Source organism: Flavobacterium xinjiangense (assembly GCF_900142885.1).
Classification (GTDB): Bacteria; Bacteroidota; Bacteroidia; order Flavobacteriales; family Flavobacteriaceae; genus Flavobacterium; species Flavobacterium xinjiangense.
The window spans coordinates 18695-38263 of the sequence record NZ_FRCL01000006.1; the positions used below are offsets into that span (position 1 = coordinate 18695).

The 19569-nt window shown below is 33.0% G+C and carries 13 protein-coding genes; 11 read left to right on the forward strand and 2 right to left on the reverse strand.

The genetic code is table 11. The annotated features are described in order from the left end of the window. The first annotated feature begins 21 nt into the window (after window positions 1-21). A complete protein-coding gene (locus BUC23_RS08605) occupies window positions 22-837 on the forward strand; it encodes a M48 family metallopeptidase (protein WP_073208881.1) in 816 nt (271 codons plus the stop codon). Between the two features lie 189 nt (window positions 838-1026). Then, window positions 1027-2352 carry an MFS transporter gene (locus BUC23_RS08610; RefSeq protein WP_073208502.1) on the forward strand — a complete coding sequence of 442 codons (1326 nt, stop codon included), beginning with the start codon at window positions 1027-1029 and terminating at the stop codon, window positions 2350-2352. Between the two features lie 36 nt (window positions 2353-2388). Here BUC23_RS08610 and BUC23_RS08615 read toward each other — a convergent pair whose 3' ends face one another. Further along, window positions 2389-3123 carry a head GIN domain-containing protein gene (locus BUC23_RS08615; protein WP_073208504.1) on the reverse strand — a complete coding sequence of 245 codons (735 nt, stop codon included), beginning with the start codon at window positions 3121-3123 and terminating at the stop codon, window positions 2389-2391. A gap of 425 nt (window positions 3124-3548) precedes the next feature. Between BUC23_RS08615 and lon the strand changes: the two genes are divergently transcribed. The 5 genes from lon (at window position 3549) to rpsA (ending at window position 11440) form a co-directional block, all read left to right on the forward strand. Next, the gene (gene lon / locus BUC23_RS08620; protein WP_073208506.1) at window positions 3549-5999 is read left to right on the forward strand and encodes an endopeptidase La; all 2451 of its coding nucleotides are present in this window, start codon (window positions 3549-3551) and stop codon (window positions 5997-5999) included. A 179-nt stretch (window positions 6000-6178) separates the two neighbouring features. Further along, complete coding sequence (gene porQ / locus BUC23_RS08625) at window positions 6179-7198, forward strand: type IX secretion system protein PorQ (RefSeq protein WP_073208508.1); 1020 nt, start codon at window positions 6179-6181, stop codon at window positions 7196-7198. 7 nt (window positions 7199-7205) lie between these two features. Beyond that, window positions 7206-7901 carry a (d)CMP kinase gene (gene cmk, locus BUC23_RS08630; RefSeq protein ID WP_073208511.1) on the forward strand — a complete coding sequence of 232 codons (696 nt, stop codon included), beginning with the start codon at window positions 7206-7208 and terminating at the stop codon, window positions 7899-7901. A 74-nt stretch (window positions 7902-7975) separates the two neighbouring features. Next, window positions 7976-9232: a nucleoside permease gene (locus BUC23_RS08635; RefSeq protein ID WP_073208515.1), complete on the forward strand. Its 1257-nt coding sequence runs from the start codon at window positions 7976-7978 to the stop codon at window positions 9230-9232. Between the two features lie 426 nt (window positions 9233-9658). Then, complete coding sequence (rpsA, locus tag BUC23_RS08640; protein ID WP_073208518.1) at window positions 9659-11440, forward strand: 30S ribosomal protein S1; 1782 nt, start codon at window positions 9659-9661, stop codon at window positions 11438-11440. Window positions 11441-11816: 376 nt separating this feature from the next. Here rpsA and BUC23_RS08645 read toward each other — a convergent pair whose 3' ends face one another. Then, window positions 11817-12761 carry a cation diffusion facilitator family transporter gene (locus BUC23_RS08645; RefSeq protein WP_073208521.1) on the reverse strand — a complete coding sequence of 315 codons (945 nt, stop codon included), beginning with the start codon at window positions 12759-12761 and terminating at the stop codon, window positions 11817-11819. 204 nt (window positions 12762-12965) lie between these two features. Here BUC23_RS08645 and BUC23_RS08650 point away from each other — a divergent pair, with 204 nt between their 5' ends. The 4 genes from BUC23_RS08650 (at window position 12966) to BUC23_RS08665 (ending at window position 19512) form a co-directional block, all read left to right on the forward strand. Beyond that, window positions 12966-13520 carry a fasciclin domain-containing protein gene (locus tag BUC23_RS08650; RefSeq protein WP_073208524.1) on the forward strand — a complete coding sequence of 185 codons (555 nt, stop codon included), beginning with the start codon at window positions 12966-12968 and terminating at the stop codon, window positions 13518-13520. A gap of 290 nt (window positions 13521-13810) precedes the next feature. After that, window positions 13811-16447: a T9SS type B sorting domain-containing protein gene (locus BUC23_RS08655; protein ID WP_073208527.1), complete on the forward strand. Its 2637-nt coding sequence runs from the start codon at window positions 13811-13813 to the stop codon at window positions 16445-16447. 31 nt (window positions 16448-16478) lie between these two features. Then, window positions 16479-17405 carry a PorP/SprF family type IX secretion system membrane protein gene (locus BUC23_RS08660; RefSeq protein ID WP_073208530.1) on the forward strand — a complete coding sequence of 309 codons (927 nt, stop codon included), beginning with the start codon at window positions 16479-16481 and terminating at the stop codon, window positions 17403-17405. A 10-nt stretch (window positions 17406-17415) separates the two neighbouring features. Then, window positions 17416-19512, forward strand: coding sequence for an OmpA family protein (locus BUC23_RS08665; RefSeq protein ID WP_073208883.1), 2097 nt, complete (start codon window positions 17416-17418; stop codon window positions 19510-19512). The last annotated feature ends 57 nt before the right edge of the window (window positions 19513-19569 follow it).

The window sequence follows — 19569 nt, forward strand, 5'->3', positions numbered from 1 at the left end:
TATCAATTAAACTTAAAAATTATGAAAAAACACTTATTATTAGGAGTCTGTGCGCTTGGACTAGTTTATTCTTGTGCTACAAATCCTCTTACAGGAAAGAAAAGTCTAAATTTTGTTTCAAACAGTGAGTTGTTTCCATCATCATTTCAACAATATGGTACTTTCTTGAAAGAAAACAAAGTAATTACAGGAACAGCCGATGCAAAAAGAGTTGAAACTGTAGGAATGAGGATTAAAGCAGCAGCCGAAAAATATTTGACCTATTTAGGACAAACACAATATTTGAACGACTATCGTTGGGAATACAAATTAATTGACAATAAAGAAGTAAATGCTTGGTGTATGCCAGGAGGAAAGATTGTTGTTTATTCGGGTATTTTACCAATAACGCAAAATGATACTGGACTGGCAACTGTAATGGGACATGAAGTTTCACATGCATTAGCAAATCATGGAGCACAAAGAATGAGTGCTGGTCAACTGCAACAATTAGGAGCAGTTGGAGTTGCAGTCGCAACAGGAAGCCAAAGCGCAGAGAGACAGCAAATGTGGCAACAATATTACGGATTGGGTTCTCAAGTTGGCGTAATGCTTCCATTTAGCAGAAGTCATGAAAGTGAAGCTGATAAAATAGGACTTACACTTATGGCAATTGCAGGATATAACCCAGACGAGGCTATTGTCTTTTGGCAAAGAATGTCAGCAAAATCGAATGGTCAGGCGCCACCAGAATTCTTAAGTACTCACCCGTCTGATGCTACCCGAATTGCGAATTTGAAAGCATTAATTCCTGAAGCTAAAGCAACAGCTGCAAAAGTTGGAATTATTTACAGATAATAATCATATTAATTAGTACATCTAATTTTATTCAGAAGCTATTCTTTTTCAGAATAGCTTTTTTTTGTGTTCATTTAAAACAAGTAGAACACCGGAACTGCTTAATGATTTATTAATGTACGATTTAGTACTAATTTTCATATTTCTAAACAAAAAATAAATAAATTCGTAGCATAAAAAAAATGAAATATGGCAGATTTACAAAAAGGGAGTAAAAAATTACTAAATGCTTGGGCTTTTTATGATTGGGCAAATTCAGTTTATACACTTACAATTGCATCTTCAGTTTTTCCAATTTTTTATGAAGCTTTATTTGCAGAGCGTGACCATTATATTGATATTTTTGGGTTACATCTCAAAAATTCAGCTTTAATAAGTTTTGTTACTGCCGCAGCCTTTTTGTTAGTAGCTTTTATTTCACCTCTGCTATCTGGAATTGCGGATTATGTGGGAAATAAGAAATCATTTATGAAATTCTTTTGCTACATGGGGGCATTATCATGTATGGGATTATATTGGTTCAATCTCGAAAATATATACATGGGATTAGCATTTTATTTTCTTGGACTTATTGGTTATTGGGGAAGTTTGGTATTTTACAATTCCTATTTACCTGATATTGCTTTTGTTGAACAGCAAGATAAAATTAGTGCAAAAGGCTATTCTTTAGGTTACATAGGAAGTGTAATTTTATTAGTTATCAATTTAGCGATGATCATGAAACCGCAATTTTTCGGAATAACAGGAACAGAAGGTGAGGCAGCCATGAAAGCCATGAGATATTCGTTTGTGATGGTGGGAGTTTGGTGGATTGTTTTCAGTCAATATTCTTATTATTTTTTGCCTAAAGGAAATAAAAATTCAGAACCTACCGTGACACATGCGGTTATTTTTAATGGTTTCAAAGAATTAAAAAAAGTTTGGGGTTTATTGAAGCAAAACATTCCTTTAAAACGTTATTTAGGAAGTTTCTTTGTTTACAGTATGGCCGTACAAACTGTAATGCTTGTTGCAACTTATTTTGGAGCTCAAGAAATTACATGGTCATCGAAAGCAGAAAGTACTACGGGTTTAATTATTTGTATTTTGATAATACAACTAGTCGCTGTACTTGGTGCTGTTTTAACCTCAAGAGCTTCTGAAAAATTCGGAAATATTCCAACATTGATTGTTATTAACTGTATTTGGGCAGTATTTTGCGCACTTGCATTTTTTATTACTTTACCCATACATTTTTATGCCATGGCCGGGGTGGCTGGACTTGTAATGGGAGGTATTCAAGCATTATCACGCTCAACTTATTCTAAATTATTACCTGAAACGGAAGATACGGCTTCATTCTTCAGTTTTTATGATGTAGCTGAAAAAATAGGAATCGTGATAGGAATGATGGTGTATGGAATTATTGACCAAATCACCGGTAGCCCAAGATTTGCTATTGTTTTCCTTGGCGTATTTTTCATTATTGGTATTATCCTTTTAAAAAGAGTTCCTAAAAAAGCTGTTCTAAATTAATAAATCAGTTTTATTGTGATAATTTAAAATGAAAAGCTAAGATTTAGATATTTCTCCTGAGCCATTCACTTTTGTGTCTTTTTGTTTTGGATTACCGGCATATTCAATATCACCTGAACCCGAAACTCTGGCATGAAGACTTTCGCTGCAAAATACTTTACTGTCGCCTGATCCGGATATGATAACGCTTGCATTTTTAGCTTTTAAATTTGAAGCATCAATATCTCCGGATCCATTCAATGTGCTTTTGTAATTATCTGCTTTCCCTTTTAAAACTACGTCTCCTGAACCACTTAAGTTTATCTCAAAATTATTAGCTTCAACATCTAAAGTCAAATCTCCGGAGCCTACTAATTTGGCTATAAATGATTTGGATTTAATTGTTTTTCTAGTTTTTAAATCTCCTGAACCTGAAAGTGAAACTTGATTAATGTTTTCAAAAGGGACCGTGACAATAATATTTTTGCCCATACTTGTGCTGATATATTTATTTTTATCGGCATATATTTTTAAAACGTTGTTTTCAACTTGAACTTTAATAAATGGCAATAAATTCCCTTCTCCTTTAATTGTAATAGCACCTTCTTTTCCATCGACTAGATCAACATCAAAAAAACCTGAAATCATAATTTCATCATAAGATACCGTCGTTCTTTTTTCAGACGTAATTTTACCATTTCCCTTTATTTGTTGATTAGACGACCATTGAGCGTTGGCAATTGTAGTTAATAAAAGGGTGCTGGTTACAAATAAGCAGATTGAATTTTTCATGGAATAAAGTTTTATGATTATTAAATTTTTATGATGATTTCCATAACTGGAAGTTAAAGATAGGTTATTACTTTCAAAACGAATTAATTTTTTGATGTATGATTAGCTATACACAAATGGATTAAACTATTTTGTAGGATGAAGCTTGTATTTATTTCTTTACACTTTTATAAAATTAAACTCATTTTTTTTCGTTAGCATATCTAAGAATTATTTTTTTATTTGAAAATTAATTATTGAATTTGGTTAATTTAATTTGTATCAATCATAGGGATTTTAGTAATCTTTTGGCATAATGATTGTCTCTTTTAGGGTTGCGTAAATTATTAGTGTCGTACAACGATTTTATTTAAATTAATGCTACGATATCTTATATTTGCTTGACAAATGAAAATTTTTAATGACAAAAAGACTTAAATAAATATATGTCAAATCATAAAATACTTACTATTGACAATCTGTCACTTCAAGAATTTGATACTGAAGCAGATTTAATACCATTATTAACTCCTGAAGATGAGGAGGAGATGAATAATGAGGCATTGCCTGAATCGTTGGCTATTTTGCCGTTGCGTAACATGGTTTTGTTTCCTGGTGTTGTGATTCCTATTACCGCTGGACGAGATAAATCCATAAAATTAATTAATGACGCTAATGCGGCTGGCAGAATCATAGGTGTTGTAGCTCAAAAAAATGAGCAGGATGAAGATCCTACAACTGATGACATCCATAAAATTGGAACTGTAGCTAAAATTCTGCGCGTTTTAAAAATGCCTGACGGAAACGTAACGGTTATTCTTCAAGGGAAAAAGCGTTTTGAAATTGATAGCGTACTTTCAGAAACTCCATATATTACAGCTAATATTAAAGACGTTGCTGAAAAAAGGCCTGCTAAACACGACACTGAGTTTATTGCAATTCTGGATTCAGTTAAAGAATTAGCAATTCAAATAATTAAAGAAAGCCCAAACATTCCAACAGAAGCTACTTTTGCAATAAAAAATATTGAAAGCCAATCGTTTTTGATCAATTTTGTTACTTCAAATATGAATTTGTCAGTTAAAGAAAAACAAGATTTACTGGCGATTAATGAATTGAAAGAAAGAGCATTAGAAACATTGCGTTATATGAATATCGAGTTGCAAAAACTCGAATTAAAAAACGATATTCAATCTAAAGTTCGTTTTGATTTAGACCAACAACAACGTGAATATTTCCTTCACCAACAAATGAAAACCATTCAAGAAGAATTGGGTGGTGTTTCACAGGAAGAGGAAATGGATGAGATGAGTTTGAAAGCGAAGTCAAAAAAATGGGACGAAAAAACAAAAAAGCATTTCGATAAGGAATTGGCTAAAATGCGTAAGATGAATCCGCAGGCACCTGATTTTGGCATCCAAAGGAACTATTTGGAATTGTTTTTAGATTTACCTTGGAATGAGTTTTCAAAAGATAATTTCGATTTAAAACGAGCACAAAAAATTCTTGACAGAGATCATTTTGGGTTAGAAGATGTTAAGAAAAGAATGATAGAACATTTGGCAGTTTTGAAATTGCGAAATGATATGAAATCCCCAATTATTTGTTTGACAGGACCTCCGGGAGTTGGAAAAACTTCGATAGGAAGATCAATTGCCGAAGCATTGGGTAGAAAATATGTCAGAATTTCATTGGGAGGTTTACGTGATGAAGCAGAGATTCGCGGACATAGAAAAACCTATATTGGTGCGATGCCGGGTAGAATAATTCAAAGTTTGAAAAAAGCGGGAACATCAAATCCTGTTTTTGTTTTGGATGAAATTGACAAATTGTCAAACGGCAGTCACGGAGATCCGTCTTCTGCTTTACTAGAAGTATTAGATCCGGAACAAAACAATTCGTTTTATGATAATTTCTTAGAAATGGGTTATGATTTGTCAAAAGTCATGTTTATTGCCACTTCTAATAATATGGCTACTATTCAACCTGCTTTGAAAGACAGGATGGAAATCATCAATATGTCAGGTTATACTATTGAAGAAAAAGTAGAAATAGCGCGTCAGCATTTATTTCCAAGACAATTGAAAGAACACGGTTTGACTTCTAAAGATTTGACTATTGGAAAAAAACAATTGGAAAAAATTGTAGAAGGTTATACCCGTGAATCTGGAGTTCGTGGTCTAGAAGCTAAAATTGCTCAAGTAATTCGTAATGCAGCAAAATCAGTTGCAATGGAAGAGGAATATAACAAGAAGGTTACGGATCAGGATATAATTAAATCATTGGGTGTTGCCAGATTAGAAAGAGACAAATACGAAAACAATGATGTTGCTGGAGTAGTAACAGGTTTAGCTTGGACTTCTGTTGGTGGTGATATTCTTTTCATTGAATCGTTACTTTCTCCTGGAAAAGGTGCAATGACTATTACTGGGAATTTAGGAACAGTGATGAAAGAATCGGCAACTATTGCATTGGAATATATTAAAGCCAATACCGAATTGCTAGGATTAAATTCAGAGATATTATCAAAATACAATATTCATTTGCATGTTCCGGAAGGAGCTACTCCAAAAGATGGGCCAAGTGCAGGAATTGCTATGTTGACTTCATTAGTTTCTCTTTTTACACAAAAGAGAGTGAAGAAAAACATGGCTATGACCGGAGAAATTACATTGAGAGGAAAAGTGTTGCCTGTAGGTGGAATAAAAGAAAAGATATTAGCTGCCAAAAGAGCAAACATCAAAGAAATTATTTTATGTCAGGATAATAAAAGCGATATTGATGAAATAAAACCGGAATATCTTGAAGGACTTACTTTTCATTATGTTAAGGAAATGAATGAAGTATTGAAATTTGCTTTGACGGATCAGAAAGTTAAAAACGCAAAAGTATTATAAATCCTATTTTTGTATAATTTGAATTCCAAGATCATTACTTAGTTTTTTAAGTTTTGAACTTGGAATTTTTATTTTAATTCTGTTTTAATCTAAAACTTACGCTTAAAAACAGGATTATATTTATTTTATAATTTTATCTTCGCATTTGCGTTTTACTTTACAGAAATAGCTCTTCAAGCATGCTCAAAAAACTTTTATTATTCTCTTTATTTTTAGTCTGTACTGTGTCTCACAGTCAGATAGGAGGGAAGTATATTTATCAGTTTTTAAATTTAGTTACCTCACCACGACAAGCGGCACTGGGAGGAAAAACGATTACCATTTATGACGATGATGTGAATCAGGTTAATTTTAATCCCGCAACATTGAATATAGAGATGGACAATCATTTGGCTTTGAATTATGGAAGCTACTATAAAGAAGTTACTTATGGGACTGCTTCTTACGCTTATACTTATGATCGGCATTTACAAACTTTTCAGGCCGGTGTGAATTATGTGAATTATGGGAATTTTGAGGGTTATGACGAAAACGGCCAACCTACATCTTCATTTACTGGAAGTGAAATTTCGCTGTCCCTTGGCTACGCCTATAATATCCCAAACACCACTATTCATTTAGGTGCTAATGCAAAATTAATATCTTCGACTTTAGAAAGTTATAATTCCCTTGGAGGAGCGATTGATATAGGTGCTCTTTTTATTGACGAAAGAAATGATGTGAATTGGGGTTTGGTAATCCGAAATATAGGGACACAATTTACTACTTATTCGGGTACCTCCGAAAAATTGCCATTAGAAATCATAGCGGGTGTTTCTCAGGAATTAGATAATGTGCCTATAAGATGGCATCTTAATTTAGAAAATTTGCAACAATGGAATCTTGCCTTTTCGAATCCTGTAAGAGCGCAATCTTCAATCGATGGAAGTTCAACTGAAGAAAAAGTTTCAGTTATAAATAATGCTTTGCGCCATGTAATTGTGGGAGTTGAGCTTTTTCCTAAAAAAGCATTTAATTTGCGTTTGGGATATAATTTTCGAAGAGCAGAAGAATTAAGGCTTGAAGAGCAACGTAATTTCTCCGGAGTTTCAGTTGGTTTCGGACTAAAAATGAATAAATTAAAATTTAATTATTCGTATTCCAGATATACACTAGCAGGAAATACGAGTTTGTTTGGATTAACTATTAACTTACAATAATATCATTTTGAATAAAAAAATTACTATCGCAATCGATGGATTCTCTTCAACTGGAAAAAGCACTTTAGCGAAACAACTAGCGAATCATTTAGGATATGTTTATGTAGATACCGGAGCGATGTATCGTGCAGTAACCTTTTTTGCAATGCAAAACGGATACATAAATGCTGACTTTTTTGACAAAGAATCACTAATTAATAGTTTACCATTCATAAAATTACAATTCAAATTCAATTTTGATTTGGGTTTTGCTGAAATGTATTTGAATGATGTTAATGTAGAAACGGAGATTAGAACAATAGAAGTTTCTAGTTTTGTCAGCAAAGTAGCTGAAGTTTCTGAAGTTCGTGCCAAATTAGTGGAGCAACAAAAGGAAATGGGTAAAGATAAAGGTATCGTTATGGACGGCAGGGATATCGGGACTGTTGTTTTTCCAGACGCTGAACTAAAAATCTTTATGACAGCAAGCGCAACTACAAGAGCACAACGACGTTTTGATGAATTGCAGCAAAAAGGAGATGATGTGAGTTACGAAGCAGTTTTAAAAAATGTAGAAGAGCGTGATTATATTGATACTCATAGAGTTGACTCTCCGCTAGTAAAAGCGCATGATGCCATAGAAATTGATAATTCTTATCTAAACCGCGAAGAACAATTTCAAGTTGTTTTAGATTTAGTAAATGATAATACTAAAACGTTATAATTTTTTGGAAATCTCTTTTTTAATACTAGATTTACGTCCTGTTAATTTTTAAAAATAAAAATACAACTCATCTTATGGGAATTAAAAATAGATTGGTTTTAATGAACTTTCTTCAGTTTTTTATTTGGGGATCGTGGTTGCTTACTATTGGTGCGTATTGGTTTAATAACAAACATTGGTCTGGAACTGAGTTTGGAATTATATTTTCGACAATGGGAATTTCTTCGGTTTTTATGCCCGCGTTGACAGGAATTATTTCGGACCGATTTATAAATGCTGAAAAATTATATGGTTTGCTACATTTTTTTGGTGCAATAGCGTTGTTTTATTTGCCGCAGGTAGATAACCCGACCACTTTTTTCTGGGTTATGTTAGTGAATATGTTTTTCTATATGCCAACAATTTCCCTGTCGATTACTGTTGCTTACAATGCTTTAATTGCAAAAGATATGGATGTGGTAAAAGTTTATCCACCTATTAGAATATGGGGAACCATAGGTTTTATTGTTGCACTTTGGGTAGTTAGTTTGACACATAATGAAACTTCGGCAAATCAGTTTTACATTGCAGGAATCGTTTCCATAGTATTAGGAATTTATGCATTTACACTTCCTAAATGTCCTCCAATGTGTAAAGGAGAAAAAGGTGCTTCTTTTACACAAGCTTTGGGATTGAATGCTTTTGAATTGTTTAAACAACAGAAGTTTGCGATTTTCTTTATCTTCTCTATGTTGTTAGGAGCTGCTTTGCAATTGACTAATGCATATGGAGATACCTACATTCATGATTTTGGTACTATTGATGCTTATAAAGATACAATTGCTGTTAAATATCCTGCAATAATCATGTCAATTTCTCAGGTTTCAGAGACCTTATTTATATTGGCAATTCCATTTTTTCTTAGAAAATTTGGTATTAAATATGTGATGCTTTTTAGTATGTTGGCTTGGGTATTGCGTTTTGGATTGTTTGCTTTTGGGAATCCATCAGATGGTCTTTGGATGATTATTATGTCTTGTATTGTTTACGGAATGGCATTTGACTTTTTTAATATATCAGGTTCTTTATTTGTGGAAACACAAACGGATTCAAAAATCAGAGGGAGTGCTCAAGGTATGTTTATGATGATGGTGAACGGTTTTGGCGCCTTGATTGGAAGTTTTGCGAGTGGTTATATTATTCAAAAATACTTTACTATGGCTGATGGAAGTAAAGACTGGTTTCATATCTGGATCACTTTTGCAGCGTATGCTTTAGTTCTTGCCATAATTTTTCCTTTTGTTTTTAAAGATAAATTTGGACCAAAAGTTTTAGGAGAAATTAAGCATTAAAATATCTTTTTCTTATAAATTTAACCCGATAGCTTTAAGAGTTATCGGGTTTTTTTATGCTGAAAAATCACTATGAAACCTAGCTAGCCCCGATAGAGCCGATATCCTCGTAGTCCCGATCCCGAAGCTTCGGGACGGGACGAAGAGATAAAGGCGAGAGCGGGAATTTTGGCTCCAAAAATGCCCCAATAATTCGCTTCGAATAGTTAAAAGAAGGAATGCTGATTATCAGTTAATTATCTTTTGGCTTGTTGTTTATTATCTGCACGTAAATATTTTGCAGTTTAAGATAAATGTGTTACTTTTGCAGTCCTTTTGGTGAATAAGAGTTTCCTTTAGGGTTCAACTAATTATACAAACAACTTCTGTTGTTTTCTAGCACATTAAGAAACTCGAGAGAATACAGAATACAAATTTTTAATCAGCATGTCTGAACAAGTAAAATCACAAGAAGAGTTTTTAGCAAATTTTAACTGGCACAATTTCGAAGAAGGTATTGATGCTGTTGATGAGAAAAACTTATTAGAATTCGAAGAACTAGTTTCAAAAACATTTATCGCTACAGATCAAGAAGAAGTGGTTGATGGTACAGTTGTAAGAATTACAGATAGAGACGTTATCGTTGATATCAACGCAAAATCGGAAGGTGTTATTTCATTGAACGAATTCCGTTACAACCCAGCATTAAAAGTAGGTGATACTGTTGAAGTATTAATTGACATCCGTGAGGACAAAACTGGTCAATTAGTGTTATCTCACAGAAAAGCACGTACTATCAAATCATGGGATAGAGTTATTTCGGCTAACGAAACAGGAGAAATTGTTAATGGTTTTGTAAAATGCAGAACTAAAGGTGGTATGATCGTTGATGTTTTCGGAATTGAAGCTTTCTTACCAGGATCTCAAATTGATGTTAAACCAATTAGAGACTACGATGTATATGTAAACAAAATGATGGAATTCAAAGTGGTAAAAATTAACCACGAATTCAAAAATGTTGTTGTTTCTCATAAAGCGCTTATTGAAGCGGATATCGAAATCCAGAAAAAAGAAATCATCGGTCAATTGCAAAAAGGACAAGTATTAGAAGGTGTTGTTAAAAACATTACTTCTTATGGTGTCTTTATTGACTTAGGTGGAGTTGATGGATTGATTCACATTACTGACCTTTCTTGGTCAAGAATCAACCACCCATCTGAAGTTCTTGAATTAGATCAAAAATTAAACGTTGTAATCCTTGATTTCGATGACGAAAAAACAAGAATACAATTAGGATTGAAACAATTAAACGCTCACCCTTGGGATGCTCTAGATGCTAAATTAGCAATTGGAGACAAAGTAAAAGGTAAAGTAGTTGTAATCGCTGATTACGGTGCTTTCATCGAAGTTGCTGAAGGTGTTGAAGGTTTAATCCACGTTTCTGAAATGTCTTGGTCTACTCATTTACGTTCTGCTCAAGATTTCGTAAAAGTAGGTGATGTTGTTGAAGCAGTTATCTTAACATTAGACAGAGATGACCGTAAAATGTCATTAGGTATCAAACAATTGTCTCAAGATCCTTGGACTGATATCACTTCTAAATACCCAGTAGGTTCTAAACATACAGGTATCGTTAGAAACTTTACAAACTTTGGAATTTTCGTAGAATTAGAAGAAGGAATTGATGGATTAATTTACATCTCTGACTTATCTTGGACTAAGAAAATCAAACACCCATCTGAATTTGTAAATGTTGGTGAAAAACTTGATGTAGTAGTATTAGAATTAGATGTTGAAGGACGTAAATTATCTTTAGGTCACAAACAAACTACTGCTAATCCTTGGGATCAATATGAAGATTCTTTCGCAGTTGGAACTATCCACACAGGTGAAATTTCTGAAATCGTTGACAAAGGAGCTACTGTAGAATTTGGAGATGATATCGTTGCTTTCATTCCTACTCGTCACCTTGAAAAAGAAGATGGTAAGAAATTGAAAAAAGGTGAATCAGCTGATTTCAAAGTAATTGAATTCAATAAAGAATTCAAAAGAGTAGTTGCATCTCACACTGCTATCTTCCGTGAAGAAGAAGAGAAAAATGTGAAAACAGCTACTGAAAACACTTCATCAGCTTCAACATCTACTAATGCAGCAGCTGCAACTTTAGGTGATAACAATGATGTATTAGCAGCATTGAAAGCTAAAATGGAAAAGTCAGAGAAAAAATAATTTCTTGATACTTTTTGAATATAGAAAGTCCCGCAATTTGCGGGACTTTTTTTGTTTAAAGATTTTTTTTTGGAGCTATTTCCTGCTATTCACTATATCTTTTCCTGGCTAAAGAAGCCAGAAAAAGGATGCCGTTACTATCAGGGCTAAGGCATAAGTTTTAAAAGAACTATTTTGCTTCATCAGGAGTAAACTCATTAACAATAGCATATGTTTGAATATTTTCAATTTCCATTTCATCCGAAATGTCAACTAAATTATTATAATTGCATTTACTTAGTTTTATAATTACAATGACTCCTTTGTACAGTCTTCCTTATTTGGCAGAATACTCTAGAGTGGTCCTTTTTCATTTATATAATTTCTAACTATTATTTTATTCGTTTTTCCATTCCTGAAAATCAGGTTCTACATAAAGCCACTTTACTTCGGGTCTTACACTTCTAAGTTCTTTTTCAAAATGATTAATCAATTTGCTTATGGATTCAGTGTTGAGATCTGGACTGTATTTTATTTTTACACATACTAAAACTTCTCCAGGACCTTGTTGAATGGTTCTGCAATTTATAACTTGAGTAATATTTGGTTCTTTTTCTATTATGGCTTCAATAGTTTCTACTATAATTGAATCTGCACTTTCACCTATTAGTAGTGATTTTACTTCAATAGCAAGAAAAATGGCAACTAAAATCAGTACGACTCCAATGGCCAAAGAACCCATTGCATCATACCGGCTATCTCCGGTAAAATACGAAACTAGCAAAGCAATTATTGCAATAACTAATCCGAGAACAGCCGCAGAATTTTCTCCAAAAATAACGATCAAATCGCTATCTTTCGTAGTTCGTAAATAACTGAAAAAACTGTTTTGTCCTTTTCTCTTGTTGAGTTCTACAACATTTGAGTACGTAGCATAACCTTCTAAAGCAATAGCAAATAATAAAACTCCAATTCCCCATGCGATTTCGTGAACAGGTTCAGGGTTATTGTATTTATGAACACCTTCATATATAGAAAACATTCCTCCAATAGAAAATAGGAGCATAGCCACCATAAAAGACCAAAAGTAGACAGACATTCCGTAACCAAAAGGATGTTTTTCATCCGCTCGTCTGCTGGATTGTTTGACGCCAAATAACAATAAGACCTGATTAGCGCAATCAGCAGAGGAGTGGATAGTTTCAGCCAGCATAGCACCGGAACCGGTCATGAATGCGGCAAATCCTTTAGAAATTACAATCACCACATTAACAATGAGGCTTTGAATTATATGATGCGAACCATTGTCTGCTTTGGTTTTCTCTTTCGAATTTTGATCCATTTTGTATTTAAATTTAAAATATAAAAATAGGGATATATTGACTAAGTAGATAATAGATTACTATAAAAGAATGGATTTGTGAGAAGTAATTTTAACATTTTTATTTAGTTGTAAATCAGTCGTTTACTAAAAATATTATTTTTTTTAAAACCAAAAGGAAACTAACAGCGTAAATGCTTTTATATAACTTTAATAATAGATTTTATGAAAACTAGAAAATTTTTATCGATTGCATTATTTGCATTAGTATTTGGAGCAACTTCTTTCGCTCAAAAAAGTGTTATGGTTGGTGGAGCTGCTATGTACCCAACTAAAAATATTGTTGAAAACGCTGTAAATTCAAAAGACCATACTACATTAGTTGCTGCAGTAAAAGCAGCAGGTTTAGTAGAAACTTTGCAAAGTAAAGGGCCATTCACTGTTTTTGCCCCAACAAACGCAGCGTTTAATAAGTTACCAAAAGGAACGGTAGAAACTCTATTGAAACCTGAAAATAAAAAAATGTTGCAAACTATACTTACCTATCACGTTGTTGCAGGGAAAATGAATGCTTCAGCTATTGCTAAAGCAATCAAAATGGGAAAGGGAAAAGCAATGCTGAAAACAGTTAGCGGTGGAACTTTGACTGCTTGGATGAAAGGAAAAAAATTATATATTACTGACGAAAATGGTAATTCTGCTAAAGTTACAATTGCAGATGTAAACCAATCTAACGGCGTTATTCACGTTGTTGATGCAGTAGTATTACCAAAACAATAAATTATTTGATTTAAGGTTGAGAATTGTTTATTGAAAAGGCTCTGCAATTTTGCAGGGCTTTTTATTTGTATAAAAATGTCTAGCCCTGAAGTAGCAATACACTAAAAATCATGGTAACGAGACTAAGTTGAAATTGAATCTTTAGAGAACGTTATAACAGCGTTCTATTTTGTCAATTTTACTACCAAATAGCGAGAATTTATTAATTTGTTTTTGGATATAATTATTAGTATATTTTCATCGTTTAGTGAGTAAATAGTTTAAATTTGACTAAAATTTAAGAAATTTTTATGATTTTAAAAATACTCTTCCCCTCAAAAGCTACCTTTTCAAATTATATCATTATTCTTTTGTTATTTTTTTCTGTAACAAATATTTCAGCGCAATGCGCAGGAAGTAATAATAGCATAACCATTTGTAATATTACGGATCCCAGTAGTAAATCTGTTGATCTTTTTAGTCTTTTAGGGTCTTATACGTCTGGCGGTGTTTGGAAAGATAATTTTTTTTCAGGAGGATTAAACCTTACAACGGGAATTTTAAATGCACAAATAATTAATAATAGTGGTTCTTATACATATACTTATACCGTTGATAATGGCATGGGTTGCAAAGATTCGGCCACAATAACCGTTATTATTGGTGGCTATTCCGGAATATCAAGTCCTAATGTTTCGGCTTGTAGTGATGACTTAAATTTTAATTTATTTCAAGGGTTTAATGGGAATTTTTTAAGCCCACAGTCTAATGGAACTTGGTCAGATAATGATGGAACAGGGGCATTAACGGATAATTTCCTTAATGCAAATAAGGCAGGGCTCGGTACACATTCGTTTACTTATACTATGCCCGCTATTGGAACCTGTCCAGAACAATCTTCTACTGTCAATGTAACCGTTTTTAGAGCACCAAATCCAGGAATTGGTGATGTTTTATTACTATGCGATTCTGATTACTTGTCTTTTAATACTAATTTAAACTTAAATTCGATATTAACAGGAGAAGATGCAAATGGTAAATGGACTGAGGTTTCTGGCACAGCAGAATTGTCAAGCTCTTTTGATTCTACAATTGATGTTCGTCATATCTATACTACTTTAGGTACTGGAGCGTATAACTTCATTTATTCTGTTATGCCTTCAAATCCCATTTGCGATATAAAAACATCGGCCGTAACAATCATAATAGAAAAACAGCTTGATTTAACTGGGGCTACATTAGTAGTAAATTCTGATATATGTGAAAACGAAGTTGCTACAGCAACTTATAATGCGGTTTTAAATCAAGGAATTCAAAAAATTCCAAATGGAAGTTATTTTGTAACCTATACTATTTCAGAAGTTGTAGAACCAATTACCATTATTGCGAATTTCAATAATGGAGCTTTGATCTTTGGTATTAATCGACTTTATTTTCCACAAATTGGCAATTATACAGTTCGTATAATGGATCTTGCCAGGGTAGGCAGTTTAGGAGCATGCAAAAGTATAATAGGTTCAATTTCTGATGTTTTAAATGTATTTCCATTACCAAAAATCAATAATGCTACCTTGACGATTGACCCAATTTGCAAAGGCAATGATGCTACTGTGAAAATCTCAGGGGACACAAATTTAACCGAGGGGAATTACAGTATTGTTTATAATCTATTAGACAGTAATATAGCCGTTGCGCAGCAAGCTTTTTTTAAAGTTGCAACGGGAACCGGAGCTTTTGTTATTCCTTCAAGTTTAATTCCTGTTGTTGGCAACATCACGATTTCAATTACAAATATCACGAATCTCTCTACAGGCTGTACAAATGTTGTAAATATAACTAAAGAGTTTGGTGTTAAACCTTCGCCAGATTTTACAAATCTTAAGTTAGATATAAAAGATGTTTGTCAAAATCAGCCCGTTGTTGTTTCGTTAAGTGGATTAGGGATTTTAACTAATATTACCATAAATTATAATTTAACTGGAGTAAATACTACAACAAACCAAACGGTCATAGTACCAGTAAGCGCCGGAAATGCAAGTTTTATAATCCCTGCGGGTTCTTTAAAAAATCCCGGGAATACTTCTCTGATAATTAATGATATTATTGATAATGTAGGTGGATGCGGATCAAAAATAATGAATGGAACAAAGAGTTTTATAATTAATTCCGTTCCTAATACTCCTCTAACTAAGGACGAGATATTTTGTAAAAATGATAAAAAAACAATTGCAAATTTGACTCCTAGCGGAACACAGTACCAATGGTTCAATTCAGCAACAAGTACAACTACTTTGAATATTGGTACTCTTTTAGTTTCGGGAAATTATTACGTTAAGGAGGTCAATTCAGCCACTGGCTGTGAATCTGGCAGAGTGTCAGCAGTGGTTTTGGTTAACGAGGTTACAGCTCCTGCATTAAACCATGAGGGAGATAAATTTTGTGGTTTAGATAATCCTACTTTACAAAGTTTGACAAATAATACTGTTACAAACGGGGATTTATTATGGTTTGATGCAGCGATAAATGGGAAAGAATTAAATTCGACGCAATTACTTGTTGATGGTACTACCTATTATGGTTTTGAATTTTCAAATAGTACAAATTGTTATTCTGACCCATTAGCAGTAACTGTATCACTTGCAAATTGTAATGTGACTCCAGATTTTTTTATTCCGGACGGGTTTTCGCCAAATGGAGATGCGGTAAATGATACTTTCAGAATTCCTAATATTGAGTTTATTTATCCAGATTATTCTCTGGAAATCTACAATAGATATGGTAGTTTAATGTTTACGGCTAATAAAAATAAAGCCGAATGGGATGGGAAAAATTCAGATTCAAATATGAATTTAGATGGGATTGCTCCTAATGGTATCTATTTTTATATCATCAATTTTAATAAAGGGAACAAATCTCCCAAACAAGGACGACTTTATTTGAATAGATAAGTGTTCCTCTTTATATTAAACTAAATCTCAAATGAAAAAAAGAATACTAATTATAATTTTTTTATTTTTTATAATAAGGGTCTCTGCTCAGCAAGATGCAGAATATACACAATACATGTATAATATGAATGTGTTGAACCCAGCTTATGCAACGGGGATGCAATCGATGCTGGATATAGGTACAGTATACAGAACACAATGGGTTGGCGCGGTTGGCGCGCCAAAGACATTATCCGTTTTTGCTCACATGCCCGTAAACAAAAAAATAGAAATTGGTTTTTCTTTGATTTCTGATGATATTGGAGATGGGGCAAAAAAAGAAAATAACTTCTACGTTGATTTTGCTTATGTACTTCAACTGAACGATTCGCAACGGCTTTCTTTGGGATTGAAAGCTGGTGCAACATCGATACAAACTAATTTTAATGGTTTTAAGTTTGAAAGTTCATCCCCGGATTTTGCCTTTGAAAATGTAAATATTTTAAAACCTAATATTGGAATTGGTGCCTATTATTTTAATGATGTTTATTACGTTGGATTATCTGCGCCCAATCTTCTCAATTCAAAACATATTGAAGAACGTTCTGGAATTAGCAATTATGGTTCAGAAAATGTCCATGTTTTTTTTACAGGGGGATACGTATTTACCTTGTCTGATTCATTCAAATTGAAACCAGCTTTCATGTCAAAATTTGTACAAGGAGCACCGATAGCTGTAGATGTTTCTGCTAATGTTTTGTATAACGACAAATTTGAACTTGGCGCGGCTTATAGAGTGGGAGATGCAATTAGCGCTTTGATGAATGTAAAAGTAACTCCAAGTGTCAGAGTAGGATATGCTTATGATTATACCATTTCAAATTTGGGGCAGTTCAATTCTGGAACGCATGAAATTTTTGTTCTATTTAATTTAGATTTGTTAGGCAAAGGCTATGATAAATCACCAAGATTCTTCTAAAAAAATAAATATGAAAAGAATATTTCTAATTATAATTGTATTTTCAGTACAACTAATAAATGCACAAACACAGGATTTGCAAAGAGCGAATCGCTTTTTTGAAAGAACTTTTTATAGCGAAGCCATCCCTTTGTATGAAAGTAGTATTAAAACAAATCGTTCTATTGATGTCGTAAAAAATTTAGCAGATTGCTATTACTATACAGATGATTATGAAAATGCCCAAAGACAATACCGCTTTCTAATGTCCAGATTCAAAACAGGGCTTGAGGAAGAATATTATTTCAGGTATTCTCAAACACTGAAAGCGACAGGAGATTATGAAGGATCTAAGGCAATTATCCGTGAATATCTGATTAACACAAATAACAAAGAATCCTTAAACAATTTTGAAAAAGAGAACAAGGATCTAGAAAATATAACCGCTATAGGAAATAGATTTGAAATTAAAAATTTAGCTTTAAATACGGTAAATTCCGAATTTGGAGCTGTGAAACAAGGGCAGAATCTAATTTTTTCAGGCATTAAAAAGAAAGAAGGTTTATTTGATAAGACATACAAATGGAATAATGAACTTTATCTGGATTTACTGACAGTAAGTTTAGAAAAAAGTAATTCAAAAGATTCAATGGTGAATTATTTCTCGGATGAATTAAATACATCGATGCACGAGGCGAATGCTGTTTTTACAAAAGATGGCAAAACGGTTTATTTTACCAGAAATAATTATAAAAAGGGCAAAAGAGCAAAAAATAGCAATAAAATCTCCAACTTACAGATCTTTAAAGCGCAGTTAAATAATGGTAAATGGTCCGCTGTAGAGTCGCTTCCTTTCAATAGCGATGATTATTCTACAGAACATCCTGCTTTGAGCAATGACGAAAAAACATTGTATTTTGCTTCAGATATGCCTGGTACTTTAGGCTCATTTGATATTTTTAGTGTTTCAATAAATGGCGTTGATTATGGAACTCCAAAAAATTTAGGTAATAAAATAAATACGCCTAAAAAAGAACAATTCCCTTTTGTATCAAAAGACAATAAGTTGTACTTTTCTTCCAATGGGCATTCAGGATATGGTTCTTTGGATGTTTTCGTATCTGAAATAGATAATAATAGCTTTTCAAAACCATTAAATATTGGACTTCCAGTGAATTCAGGTTTCGATGATTTTTCATTTACTATTGATTCAGAATCAAGAGATGGGTATTTCTCGTCCAACAGACCAGGAGGAAAAGGGAATGATGATATTTATGAGTTAAAAGAAACGAAACCTTTAGTAATAGAGGATTGTGCGCAATTAATCGCTGGAATAATTACAGATGTAGATACAAAGGTGCCATTAGAAAACGCTTTGGTAAGTTTACAGAATTTTGATAAAGTTGAAATCCAAAAAGTTTTAACTGCTCAAGACGGAAAATTCAGCTTTGCCGTTGGTTGTGAAACGGGTTATTCAGTTTTGGCCTCCAAAGAGGATTACACAAAAGATTCAAGATCATTCAAACTCAACAAAGAAAGAAATAAAATCAGTGACGGTTCCATGTCTTTAAAGTCTGCTTTGATGATTAAAAAAGAAGAGGAAATAGCAATTCAGAAAAAGAAAAATGAGGAAATTGCCTTAATTGAAAAAGGTAAAACAGACAAGCAAACTGCTGCTCAAAAAGAAATTGAAATTGCCCAAATTAAGAAAAAAGAAAAAATAGATAATATTATCGCTGCGGAAAAAGATGTGATAAAAGATAAAGACCGTTTAATTATCAAAACTGATCCTATATATTTCGATTATGATTTATGGTATATTCGTAAAGAATCAAAACCAATTCTAAATCGAGTTATTGAAATAATGAAAAAATATCCATTTATGGTTGTCGAAATTGGCTCTCATACTGATAATAGGGGAAATGATAATTACAATAGGAATCTTTCCACACATAGGGCTGAATCAACAAGAGCGTATTTCATAAATCAGGGAATAGTTGAAAAAAGAATCATTGCAAAAGGATATGGAGAAACTGTCCAAATCATAAAATGTGAGCCAAGTCAATCTTGTACCGAAGAACAACATGAATTGAACAGACGAAGTGAATTTGTAATTAAAAATTTATAGTTCGGATAAATGCTAAAATCCAAATTTTGTTTGTCATCGTTATTGCAAATAAAAACG

Bases quoted from the DNA above. Each gene is read 5' to 3' on its own strand.
- BUC23_RS08605 (WP_073208881.1), top strand. From the start codon at position 22: ATGAAAAAACACTTATTATTAGGAGTCTGTGCGCTTGGACTAGTTTAT.
- BUC23_RS08610 (WP_073208502.1), top strand. From the start codon at position 1,027: ATGGCAGATTTACAAAAAGGGAGTAAAAAATTACTAAATGCTTGGGCT.
- BUC23_RS08615 (WP_073208504.1), bottom strand. From the start codon at position 3,123: ATGAAAAATTCAATCTGCTTATTTGTAACCAGCACCCTTTTATTAACT.
- lon (WP_073208506.1), top strand. From the start codon at position 3,549: ATGTCAAATCATAAAATACTTACTATTGACAATCTGTCACTTCAAGAA.
- porQ (WP_073208508.1), top strand. From the start codon at position 6,179: ATGCTCAAAAAACTTTTATTATTCTCTTTATTTTTAGTCTGTACTGTG.
- BUC23_RS08635 (WP_073208515.1), top strand. From the start codon at position 7,976: ATGGGAATTAAAAATAGATTGGTTTTAATGAACTTTCTTCAGTTTTTT.
- rpsA (WP_073208518.1), top strand. From the start codon at position 9,659: ATGTCTGAACAAGTAAAATCACAAGAAGAGTTTTTAGCAAATTTTAAC.
- BUC23_RS08645 (WP_073208521.1), bottom strand. From the start codon at position 12,761: ATGGATCAAAATTCGAAAGAGAAAACCAAAGCAGACAATGGTTCGCAT.
- BUC23_RS08650 (WP_073208524.1), top strand. From the start codon at position 12,966: ATGAAAACTAGAAAATTTTTATCGATTGCATTATTTGCATTAGTATTT.
- BUC23_RS08655 (WP_073208527.1), top strand. From the start codon at position 13,811: ATGATTTTAAAAATACTCTTCCCCTCAAAAGCTACCTTTTCAAATTAT.
- BUC23_RS08660 (WP_073208530.1), top strand. From the start codon at position 16,479: ATGAAAAAAAGAATACTAATTATAATTTTTTTATTTTTTATAATAAGG.
- BUC23_RS08665 (WP_073208883.1), top strand. From the start codon at position 17,416: ATGAAAAGAATATTTCTAATTATAATTGTATTTTCAGTACAACTAATA.